Annotated in this window: 10 protein-coding genes; 4 read left to right on the top strand and 6 right to left on the bottom strand. The window is 53.9% G+C overall.

Annotation, left to right across the window (positions count from 1 at the left end):
• Nucleotides 1-85: 85 nt before the first annotated feature.
• Nucleotides 86-1,039, bottom strand: coding sequence for a PstS family phosphate ABC transporter substrate-binding protein (locus J4377_RS18370; RefSeq protein WP_253486324.1), 954 nt, complete (start codon nucleotides 1,037-1,039; stop codon nucleotides 86-88).
• Between the two features lie 84 nt (nucleotides 1,040-1,123).
• On the opposite strand from J4377_RS18370, the gene J4377_RS18365 reads away from it, so the two are divergent.
• Nucleotides 1,124-1,537 (top strand): acyl-CoA thioesterase, encoded by a 414-nt coding sequence (locus tag J4377_RS18365; protein WP_125753104.1) that lies wholly within the window; start codon nucleotides 1,124-1,126, stop codon nucleotides 1,535-1,537.
• 79 nt (nucleotides 1,538-1,616) lie between these two features.
• Here J4377_RS18365 and J4377_RS18360 read toward each other — a convergent pair whose 3' ends face one another.
• The 3 genes from J4377_RS18360 to hexR all read right to left on the bottom strand — a co-directional run bounded on the left by J4377_RS18360 (nucleotide 1,617) and on the right by hexR (nucleotide 5,975).
• Nucleotides 1,617-2,705 (bottom strand): TRAP transporter substrate-binding protein, encoded by a 1,089-nt coding sequence (locus J4377_RS18360; protein WP_125753101.1) that lies wholly within the window; start codon nucleotides 2,703-2,705, stop codon nucleotides 1,617-1,619.
• A gap of 135 nt (nucleotides 2,706-2,840) precedes the next feature.
• Nucleotides 2,841-5,039, bottom strand: a complete 2,199-nt coding sequence (gene uvrD / locus J4377_RS18355) for a DNA helicase II (protein ID WP_253486323.1) — start codon at nucleotides 5,037-5,039, stop codon at nucleotides 2,841-2,843.
• Between the two features lie 81 nt (nucleotides 5,040-5,120).
• Nucleotides 5,121-5,975: a transcriptional regulator HexR gene (gene hexR / locus J4377_RS18350; RefSeq protein ID WP_038479662.1), complete on the bottom strand. Its 855-nt coding sequence runs from the start codon at nucleotides 5,973-5,975 to the stop codon at nucleotides 5,121-5,123.
• Between the two features lie 280 nt (nucleotides 5,976-6,255).
• On the opposite strand from hexR, the gene J4377_RS18345 reads away from it, so the two are divergent.
• Nucleotides 6,256-6,468, top strand: coding sequence for a PA3496 family putative envelope integrity protein (locus J4377_RS18345; RefSeq protein WP_038479659.1), 213 nt, complete (start codon nucleotides 6,256-6,258; stop codon nucleotides 6,466-6,468).
• Nucleotides 6,469-6,568: 100 nt separating this feature from the next.
• Here J4377_RS18345 and J4377_RS18340 read toward each other — a convergent pair whose 3' ends face one another.
• Nucleotides 6,569-7,912: a sodium-dependent transporter gene (locus J4377_RS18340; RefSeq protein ID WP_095603399.1), complete on the bottom strand. Its 1,344-nt coding sequence runs from the start codon at nucleotides 7,910-7,912 to the stop codon at nucleotides 6,569-6,571.
• Nucleotides 7,913-8,065: 153 nt separating this feature from the next.
• Entirely contained in the window at nucleotides 8,066-8,920 is an 855-nt protein-coding gene (locus J4377_RS18335; RefSeq protein ID WP_253486322.1) for a DUF72 domain-containing protein, read from the bottom strand.
• Nucleotides 8,921-9,268: 348 nt separating this feature from the next.
• Between J4377_RS18335 and antA the strand changes: the two genes are divergently transcribed.
• Both antA and antB read left to right on the top strand, forming a co-directional pair.
• Nucleotides 9,269-10,657: an anthranilate 1,2-dioxygenase large subunit gene (antA, locus tag J4377_RS18330; RefSeq protein ID WP_038479651.1), complete on the top strand. Its 1,389-nt coding sequence runs from the start codon at nucleotides 9,269-9,271 to the stop codon at nucleotides 10,655-10,657.
• A gap of 3 nt (nucleotides 10,658-10,660) precedes the next feature.
• Nucleotides 10,661-11,146 (top strand): anthranilate 1,2-dioxygenase small subunit, encoded by a 486-nt coding sequence (antB, locus tag J4377_RS18325; RefSeq protein WP_038479649.1) that lies wholly within the window; start codon nucleotides 10,661-10,663, stop codon nucleotides 11,144-11,146.
• Nucleotides 11,147-11,154 lie beyond the last annotated feature (8 nt).

Here is an 11,154-nt window from a genome sequence, read left to right as displayed (position 1 = left end):
AGAAAAGCGAAAGCCATCACGAAAATAAGCATGCATGGTTAATTCTCCTTACCCTATCGTTTTATTGTGACAATTAAATGACAGTTCACGGGCGTTGGCGCTGAGCATCACGTAGCTGATTGGGCAGAGGCACAAAGCCCGCTGCTTTGACAATCTGCTGGCCCTCTTCGGAAAAGATAAGTGCCAGAAAGGCTTGCTCCACCGGTGGTAATGACTCGCCGGGTGGCAGGTTAACGTAAAGATAGAGATCACGTGATAATGGGTACTCTCCTTGCTGAATAGAGTGCTCGTTGGGAGCAACGGCAACGCCAGATTCATCGACGAGGCTTAGTGCGCGCACCATTGGGGTTAAATGGTTGTAGCCTGCATAGCCGATGGCATTGAAGGACTCTCCTACCGCAGCGATGACTGCCGACGACCCTGGGTGTTCACTGATATCTAGGCGAAACTCGCCATCGCATAGGGCTCTTTTCTGAAAGAGGCCATGAGTACCTGACGCTAGGTTACGACCATGCAGGGCTATTTGGCCATAGGGCCAATCCGCCGCCGGCATCAGCGTACTCCAGCGCCGGATGGGGCGGGGAGCTCCGCAAGCGAGACTAGTTGAAAAAATCGCATCGACTTGTTGGAGTGTCAGGGTATCCAATGGGTTATGGCGATGGACCGCCACGACTAGCGCGTCCCTAGCAACACGAAGCTCAAGCGGTGGATAACCGTAGCGGTCAATAAACTGCTGGCGCTCTGCATGGGTCATGGGACGTGACATCGGCCCTAGGCGGGTGGTGCCAGCCACTAAGGCCGTTGGCGCACTGGCTGAGCCACCAGCCTGAAATTGCAGATTGATATCCGGGTGGCGGGCGCTCAAGGCTTCGCCCCAGCGCAGCACTAGGCCTGCCATAGTGTCAGAACCGACGGCACCTAGCGTGCCACTCACCGAGGTTGGCTGACCCCAGGCAAGATTGCCCGCGATTAGCAGCCAGCCAGTCAGAAGCAGTCGCAGTTGATGTTTTCTGACACGTCGCAAATTGTAACGCTTCAAACGGCACCCCTCTTGTGATTAACTATTACCGGCCTATTGCGATGCAGCAACATCACAACAATAACCTTTTGAAGCGACCACCTTATGACACCGCTGGACACCGATTTGGACGATGTGCCTGCTCCACAGGGGCAGCTCACCTTAAAGTTACTGGCTTCTCGGCAAGATACCAATCTCTATGGTGATATTCCGGGTGGCTGGTTAGTCAACCAGATGGATCAAGCCGCCGAACTAGCCGCGGGCCGAGAGGCTGGCGGTCGTACAGCGACCGTGGCTATCGAAGCGATGGACTTTTTAAGCCCGGTACGCGTGGGCTCTATGGTGAGTGTCTATACCTGCGTGCAGGAAATAGGCCATAGCTCAATTAAGATTGATGTTGAGGTATGGGTGCGTCCCCCTCATGGCCGCCATTTGGAAGAGCGGCAGAAAGTGACCGAAGCGCGTTTTGTGATGGTCGCGTTGGATGATAATGGGCGTATCCGTGCGGTGCATAGCTGAGAGATTGGTTGACCATTAACATCGCAGAAGGGCGCCTTGGCGCCCTTCTTTGTCTTGCCACTAAAAGATAGCGAAATTCCTAGACGCCGACATTGTCGCGGTTTTTCAAGTAGGCGTATTCGCCGACATCGCTGAATGGGCGCAGTAATTTCTGGAAGGCTGAGTAAGAGTCATAAACACGGCGAGACTCTTCGTCACTGTCTACTTGGCGCTGGATCGCGGCTTTTGAAGATTCATACAGCGCTGCCATCACGTCGTCTGGGAAGGTGCGCAGTTGGACACCATGTTCATCGACCAGCGTTTCCAATGCCTGAGCGTTACGGAAGGCAAATTCGCTGATCATGGCGAGGTTAGAGGCGCGCGCAGCCTCACGGATAACGTCTTGCAGATCTTCTGGCAGAGAATTCCAAGCGTCTAAATTGACCGTGCCTTCCAGCACGGCTGTCGGCTCGTTCCATGCGGAGGTGTAGTAGTAATCCGCCACTTGGTGAAGGCCAAATGCCATATCATTGTAAGGCCCGACCCAGTCCGCTGCATCAAGTGCGCCGGTTTGCAGTGAGGTAAAGATTTCTGAGCCCGCCATAGTGACGGTGCTGACGCCAATGCCGTTCATCGCTTCGCCAGCAAGGCCTGGCAGGCGAAGTTTTAGGCCCTGCATATCGTCTAGAGAGTTAATCTCTTTTTTGAACCAGCCGCCCATTTGCGTGCCGGTATTACCGACCGCAAAAGGCTTCAGGTTGTGGTTGGCGTAGATCTCATCCCACAGTTCCTGGCCGCCACCGTTATACAACCACGCATTCATTTCGGTGGTGTTCATGCCAAACGGCACAGCGGTGAAAAACTGTGAGGCCGCGACCTTGCCGCGCCAGTAGTAGGATGCGGAATGGCCCATTTCTGCGGTACCCGCAGCGACTGCATCAAATACTTCAAGTGCAGGCACAAGTTCACCAGCACCGTGTACACGTATGCGCATGCGGCCATTGGAGAGCTGCTCAACCCGACGCGCGAAGTCATTGGCACCTGTGCCAAGTGCTGGGAAGTTTTTCGGCCAGGAGGTCACCATATCCCAGGTGTAGGTTTCGTTGGCGCTCGCAGTGGAAACAAAAGGCGCAGCAGCGACACCGGCGGCACCGAAGCCGGCGGTTTTTAGAAATTGGCGGCGTTGCATGGCGGGCATAACTCCGAAATTATCTGATGTTTTTTATTAATGCGCAGTGAGCGCAGTGTCCATCAGCCAGTATGCGCTAAGCAGGTTTTAATCGGCAAGTACTCGCCTACAGCTTTACGCTTACGTTAACACCGCTCAAAGTGGGACGAGTTTGGCAAACCCTAGTACGAGCCATTTCACCCCTTCACCTTCAAAGCTGACCTGTACGCGGGCGCGAGCACCTTCGCCTTCTGCATTTAGAATGATGCCTTCGCCAAATACCGGATGCATCACCCGCTGGCCAACATGCAGGGCAGGCAGGTCGCCGTCGCTTTCAACCCGCTGTTGCGCAAAGCTTGAACGTGAGGCAGTAACGGGGCGGGAAATATGGCCACGTAGGCGGACTTCTTCCAGCAGGTGGGGCGGAAGTTCGCGTAGAAAGCGCGATGGCCTGGGAAATACCTCTTTGCCGTGCAGGCGGCGGGTTTCGGCATGGGTCAGGTAGAGTTTCTGCATCGCACGGGTAACGCCGACATAGCAAAGTCGTCTTTCCTCTTCGAGCCGCCCTGGCTCTTCGATCGACATTTTATGAGGAAACAGGCCCTCTTCAACGCCGGCAATAAACACCACGGGAAACTCCAAGCCCTTAGCAGAGTGCAGGGTCATCAGCTGCACGCTATCTTCAAACTCATCGGCTTCATGGTCGCCGGCATTAAGTGCCGCTTCGGAAAGAAATGCTTCCAGCGCTGCCATGCCTTCGCCTGCCTCAGGGGTCTCGAAGGCATCGCCATGGGTAAAGGCGCGCGCAGCCGTCACTAGCTCTTCCAGGTTTTCCACGCGCGCTTGGCCTTTTTCGCCGCGCTCGCTCTTGTGATGCTCGATCAGGCCGGTATGCGTAGTGATGTGATCGATAATTTCATGCAGCAGCAAGCCAGATGCATCGTTGTCTAATTGTTCGATGAGGTTGGCAAATGTCTGTACCGCGTTGGCGGCACGGCCTTTTAGCGTGCCGTCTTGGATGGCATCGTGCAGCGCTTGCCACAGTGAAATGCTTTGCTCTCTGGCGCGATGGCGCACAATTTCTACCGTGCGGGTGCCAATCCCGCGGGTGGGCACGTTAATCACGCGCTCCAAAGAGGCATCATCATCACGATTAAGCAGTAGGCGCAGGTAAGCTAAAGCATTCTTGATCTCTAAGCGCTCATAGAAGCGATGTCCTCCGTAAATACGGTAGGGCATACCTTGGCGGATCAGCGTCTCTTCCAGTAAGCGCGATTGAGCATTAGAGCGGTAAAGAATGGCAATGTCGCGGCGATTAAACCCTTCATCGACTTTCTCTTTGATGGTATCAACGATATAGCGGGCTTCTTCTAAATCGTTAAACCCGGCGTAGACAGAAATAGGGTCGCCCTCGACACCGTCAGTCCACAGATTTTTACCCAGCCGCTCACTGTTATGACTGATCAGCGTGTTAGCGGCCTCCAGAATCGCGCTTGTGGAGCGGTAGTTCTGCTCTAGGCGTACGGTGTGAGTGTTAGGAAACTCCTCCTCAAAGCGGCGAATATTTTCCACTTTAGCGCCGCGCCAACCATAAATGGACTGGTCATCGTCGCCGACGGCAGCCATTGGTGTTTGCAGCCCAGTGAGTAGTTTTAACCACGCGTATTGCAGCGTATTGGTGTCCTGAAACTCATCGACTAATACATGACCAAAACGCTCGCGGTAATGGTTTAGCAACGGCGGGTTGTCACGTAACAGCTCTAGGCTGCGCAGTAATAGTTCACCGAAGTCTACTAAGCCGCCGCGTTCGCAGATAAATTGATAGCGCTCATAAAGCTCTACCATCTGGCCAAGATAACCATCGCCGTCCACGTTGACTTGGTGGGGGCGAAGACCTTCCTCTTTGCAGCCAGAGATGAAGCCTTGTACCTGGCGGGGCGGAAAGCGTTCATCATCAATGGAATAATCTTTGAGCATCCGTTTTACCAACCGTAGCTGGTCATCGGAGTCGATAATTTGGAAGTGTTGTGGCAGTCGGGCATCCTGCCAATGGGTGCGCAGTAGGCGATGGGCAATAGAGTGAAACGTGCCGACCCATACATGCCGCATGGAGAGGCTCAGCAGAGCTTCCAGACGAGTGCGCATTTCACGCGCGGCCTTGTTGGTAAACGTGACCGCCAGCAGGGAGTAAGGCGAAAGCCCTTCGGCCTGCATTAGCCAAGCTATACGATGAACCAGCACGCGGGTTTTACCGGATCCGGCACCCGCCAGTACCAGTAAGTTACCTTGGGGTGCGCTTACTGCCTCGCGCTGGGCAGGGTTGAGCTGATCAAGTATCGCCGTGACGTCGTCCATATAAGCCGCTGCCGGTTCGAAAAATGGGCGGTCAGTTTAGCACAGCCAGCGAACTGGCTGTGCATACAGTCGAATGGGCAGCTACGGCTCTTCAGGAAAACGCAGCGTATTCAGACTCTTCTTGACGGCTTTCAACTGCTCAGCCAGCTTCGGACCGCGCGTTTTGGCAACGCCGACGGCGAGGACGTCGATAAGCACCAAATGGGCGATTCGTGAGCTAAGCGGCGTGTAGATTTCGGTATCTTCATGCACATCGATATACAGCGGCAGACTCACTTCGCCGGCCAGCGGTGAGTCACTCGGGCACAGGCCAATAACGGTAGCGCCTGCTTCGCGCGCCAAGCGAACGCTAGCGACCAGTGCTTTGGTACGGCCTGTTTGTGAGATGGCGACCACGACATCACCCTCTTTTAGCGTGACCGCCGACATATTTTGCATATGCGGGTCAGCATAAGCGGAGGTCGATATCTGCAGGCGGAAGAACTTGTGCTGGGCATCGAAAGCCACGGCACCCGAGGCCCCAAAGCCATAGAACTCAACGCGGTTTGCCATGGCGAGAGCGTTGACCGCACGCCCGAGGGCATCATTATCAAGCCGGTCGCGCACCGATAAAAGTGTGCCCACGGTGGAGTCGAAAATGCTGTGGGAAAACTCGGCAACCGAGTCGCTATCGTTCATAGAGAACTGGGCAAACTGACTACCACTGGCCAGCATCTGGGCAAGTTGGAGTTTAAAGTCCTGGAACCCGTTACAGCCGAGTGCGCGACAAAAGCGTACAACGGTGGGCTCGCTAACTTTAGCCTCTGTTGCGAGGTCGACAATCCGCATATGGATGACCTCGTCTGGGTTGCGCAGTACGAACCGCGCAACCTTTTGCTCGGAGCGACGAAAGTGCTCCATGCGGCGTCTCATTTCATCGAACAGGGCGCGGCTCACATTAAGCTCCTTAAATTCTCTTTAGTACTTATGCAGATATGCTCACGACAGTATGCCTGAGTGCTTGTTGCAGCGTATGTTGCAGCAAGCACGATGCAGAAACAGTATAAATGCGATTTACTCATGCGTTTAAATGCCGTTAGGGCATTTCAACTGGATTCGTCATCATTTTGTCAAGTAGGTTATAGTAAGAAGTGAAGTGCCGCACTGCATCATTTAAATAAACAGTCGTCACGGATGCAGGTGGACGTAGGCATATTCACCTGGAGGAACGTCGATTATGAGAAACGTCGAACGAATCACCTCGGTAAAAAGCGAACTACTCGACATCTTTATGAGTATGGAAGTGGATGAGCATGTTGAGCGTCGGCGTAGTGCCGCCCAGCGCAGCCTGAGGGCGCGTAGGGGCATAGAGCTGCATCGGGAATTTCAGAAGTTATCGCGGGATATCGCCCCCTTGGCAGATGATGAGCAAGAGAGCGAATTGCACTAAGGTAAGGGCGGGTAAGTAAAGCGCTAACTAGCTGACGATAACCCTGGGCAAGCCAGGGCTATCTCTTGCTGGTTAAACATTACTGCCTAGAACTTGATGCTTAGAAGAAGCCTGCTAGGAAAACCACGGCTACCCCGATGGGGGCGACGTATTTAGCCAGCAGATTCCAGAGGCTATAGTCATAAACATCCATGCGTAGCTCTTTGCGTGACTCTTCTTTATCCAAGCAGGTCGCGAAGAACACAATCGCGCCAAGCCCTGTCAGCGGCAGCAAAATCTTACTGGTGAAGGTATCCAGTAGATCAAAGATGTTAAGCCCGAAGAACAGCACCTCAGACCACACGTTGAACGACAGCAGTGCGGCAACCCCTAACGCCCACACGGCAATGCCGCTAACGAATGTTGCCGCTAGGCGCGACAACGACGTGCGCTCTTCTAACGTTTCTACGACGGGCTCTAGCAACGAAATCGCCGATGTTAACGCCGCGAAGGTAAGCAGCAGGAAGAACATCAGACCCAGCACCGTGCCGCCTGCCATATTGCCGAAGGCCAACGGCAGCGTAACGAAAATCAAGCCTGGGCCTTCTCCCGCGCTGAGCCCATTAGCAAATACGATCGGAAAGATTGCTAAGCCCGCCAGCAGCGCGATCGCTGTATCCAGAATAATAACGGTGCGTGCGGTACTGATCAGGTTAACATCTTCGCCTAGGTAGGAACCGTAGGCCATCATAATGCCCATGCCCAGCGATAGGGTGAAGAACGCTTGTCCCATCGCGGCAAGTACAACACCGCCGTCAAGTGCATCCCAGTCCGGGCTGAACATAAAGGCTAGCGCTTCGCCAAAATGGCCGCTGGTCATACCATAGCCCACTAACACTAGCATCAGTACCACTAGTGCGGGCATCATGATGCGTGCTGCGCTTTCCAGGCCTTTGGTCACGCCGCGAGCGACGATACCAATGACGAGGATTATAAAGGCCGTATGCCAAAGCAGCAGCGTCGTTGGGCTAGCCAGCATGCCGCCAAAAAGGCCACTAATTGTGTCAGCATCTTGGCCGTTAAACGTTCCAATGACGGAACTAAGGGTGTAGTTCAGCGACCAGCCCCCAATAACACTGTAAAAAGACAGAATCAGGAACGCCGCTAATACGCCACTCACACCGATCAACGCCCACGCCTTGGATTTACCATGATTGGCTGCAAGGTCAGCCATGGTGTTAATTGGATTTTTCTGGCCACGGCGGCCAATCATCCATTCAGCCACCAATATGGGCAGGCCCACCAACGCCACGCAAGCAAGGTAGACAAGCACGAAAGCTGCCCCACCACTGTCGCCCACCATGTAAGAAAAGCGCCAAATGTTACCAAGGCCAACGGCTGAACCAGCGGCCGCCAGCACAAATCCCATGCGCGATGACCACTGTGCATGTGCAAGTTTTGCCATGAAATCACCTGTTTAGTTAATTGTAATAAGGCGTTATAAGCCTAATGTGCTGATTTTCGGAAAAGAGAAATGTTCTAACGTTATTTTCCGAAAGTACGCGCAATTTATCCGATCGTGGTGGGGGTTGCCAGTCAGTTAGCCTAAAAAGATCGGTCAAAACAGTTGGCTCTGCTTCTCGTCAGCGAATGACGCAAGAGCTGGCAAAGTGATGCGTTGTTGAACTTCATGGTACAAACAGCGCGCCAGTTCTGGTGACGCTCGGTTATCAGCAGTATGCACAAATAAGAAAGGGGTTTTCCCCTGACTTATCCACAGGATGAGCCTGTCTATCCACGGCGTGAAATAGTCCTTATTAATTGTTTTGTCAATATGGCCAATAAAGCGAATGACTGGATAATTTGCTGTGGAAAGCACGTGTAGCGGGAGTTTCGGCTTTTCTTGCTGTGCATGCGCTAAACCAGGATGGTCATTGGCGGGTGTTGAAAACAGCGGACGAACATCAAGCATTACGCGATTGGCTGAATAAGTTATTAACAAGCGGTTAAGGGCTTTTTCTGCCTCTCCTTTGAGGAAAAAAGCGGGGTGGCGTACCTCCACTGCGCACGGTAAGTAGGCCGGCCATTGAGCAAGAAGCGCTTCTAGCTGGGGGAGCTCCGAAGGGCCAAAATCACGTGGTAGCTGAACCATGGTAGGACCAAGGCGATCATGGAGGGGCGTGAGTGCCTTGAGAAACGCCCAGGCATTTTCTGGCTGGGTTAAACGCTGGTCATGGGTGACTGTGGCAGGAAGTTTAAAGCAGAAACGAAAATGAGGTGGTGTTTGCCGCGCCCACGCGGCCACCGTTTCTGCCTTTGGTGCGCCGCTATAAAACGTTGTGTTGCCCTCAACGCTTGAAAAGACCGCCGCATAATCGCTTAACAGGTCAGTTTTGGCATGCCTTGGATAGAGAGTGCCAAGCCAATCCTGATTGGCCCACATGGGTAGGCCAAGGTAAAGCGGTAGCGTCATGTTAAGGCCTTTCGTGGTTATCTTTATACTAGTGTAACTGTTTCATAGAAGCGTTTATGCGCTTTTCTAGAGCATTGTTTCTAGGGCATTGTTTCTAGGGCATTGTTTCTAGGGCATTGTTTCTAGAACATTGTTTCTAGAACATTATTTCTAGGGCACAGTTTCTAGGACATTGTTGCGACGACTAAATAGACTAGAACTACTTGGGTGAGCATTGGCGCCGATCCGGACTGCTCTCGGAGGATGAGCAAAAAAGTGCATAGTGTTCCTCCAAGAACTGCATAGTGAAGGCTGGGGGAAGCCTCTAGGGTTAGACGTACCTCATAAGTAATAAAAAGGTAACGACCCATGACTGCATATCGCTCCCCCTCCGACTGGCAGGCTTTCGTCGAGAGTTGTATCGACTTCCGTCCTGATGAAGGCGTTTTTAGGGTTTCTCGTGACATGTTCACCGATCGGGCGCTGTTCGATCTCGAAATGGAACTCATCTTCGAAAAGCAGTGGATCTTCGCCTGCCACGAAAGCCAAATTCCCAATAAGAACGACTTTATTACCATGCAGGCTGGCCGTCAGCCGATGATCATCACTCGTGATGGCAAGGGAGAACTGCGGGCGCTGGCCAACACCTGCCAGCACCGTGGGGCCACCCTGACCCGGGTTGGCAAGGGCAACCAGTCCACCTTCACCTGCCCGTTCCACGCCTGGTGCTACAAGTCCGATGGCCGCCTGGTCAAGGTCAAAGCGCCGAGCGAATATCCCGAAGACTTCGATAAGGCCAGCCGTGGCCTGAGCCAGGCGCGCATCGAAAGCTACCGTGGCTTTGTCTTTATTAGTCTGGACACAGAATCCACCGTCAGTCTCAAGGAGTTCCTCGGTGACACCACGCTGTTCTTCGACATGATGGTCGAGCAAGCGAAGGATGGTGAGCTGGAGGTGCTACCCGGTGAGTCCCGTTACACCTTCAACGCCAATTGGAAGCTGCAGAACGAGAACGGTCTGGATGGCTATCACGTCAGCACTGTGCACTATAACTACGTTTCTACCGTACAGCACCGCCGTGAGCTGGAAGCCCAGAAGCACGGCAGCAGCGGCGATACCCTCGACTACAGCAAGCTAGGTGCCGGCGACAAAGATACCGACGATGGTTGGTTCTCCTTCAATAACGGCCACAGCCTGTTGTTCAGCGACATGCCTAACCCCCAGGTACGCCCTGGTTACGCTGCGGTGATGCCTCGCCTACTAGAGCAGCTCCCCCAGGAGCGTGCTGAGTGGACCATGCATCGCCTGCGTAACCTGAATATCTACCCCAGCCTGTTCTTCATGGATCAGATCAGTTCCCAGCTGCGCATCGTGCGCCCGGTGGCTTGGAACAAGACGGAAGTGATCAGCCTCTGTTTGGGCGTGAAAGGCGAGTCCGATGCTGATCGCGAGAATCGTATCCGCCAGTTTGAGGACTTCTTCAATGTCTCTGGCATGGGGACCCCCGATGATCTGGTGGAGTTCCGTGAGCAACAGCGTGGCTTCGAAGCGCGGGCCACTGAGTGGAATGACATTTCCCGGGGCTACCAGTGCTGGGAGTACGGCGAGACCCACAACAGCCAGGTGCTCGGGATTAAACCGGTGATCACCGGAACCGAGTTCACCCATGAGGGGCTCTACGTCAACCAGCACGGCAGCTGGCAGCAAATGCTGCTCGCGGGTCTCGAGAAGAAAGCACTCAAGCTCCAGGAGGTATAAGTCATGAGCCAGCAGCAATCCATCGAACAGTTTCTCTATCAGGTCGCCGAACTTTGTGACAGCCAGGATTGGGATGCTTATTTAGACCAGTTCGCCCCAGAGTGTGAGTTTCATATCCCTCAGTGGAAGGGCGACCATGAGATCACCCAGGACCCGAAGCGTGAGATGTCGCTGATGTACTACGCGGACCGCACGGGCATTGAGGATCGCATCTTCCGCCTGCGTACTGGCAAGTCCGCTGCTTCCACGCCGATGCCCCGCACGCTGCATCTGATTAATAACGTGCGCTGGGCGCCACGTGATGATGGTCAGGTGCAGGCTAAGGTGAACTGGGTCACTCACTTCCACCGCTTCGGTGAGAGCGGCTACTTCTTCGGCACGGCCAGCTATACGCTGCGTGGTGACGGCGACGACTGGAAGATTACCCGCAAGCACACGGTACTGCTCAACGACAAGATCGATTCCGTCTTGGATTTCTACCACGTCTGATGTTGCTG

This window comes from Halomonas sp. XH26 (assembly GCF_024138895.1).
Lineage (GTDB): Bacteria > Pseudomonadota > Gammaproteobacteria > Pseudomonadales > Halomonadaceae > Vreelandella > Vreelandella alkaliphila.
Note: the sequence above shows the minus strand (reverse complement) of the source record. Positions and strands in the feature narration are given on the sequence as shown.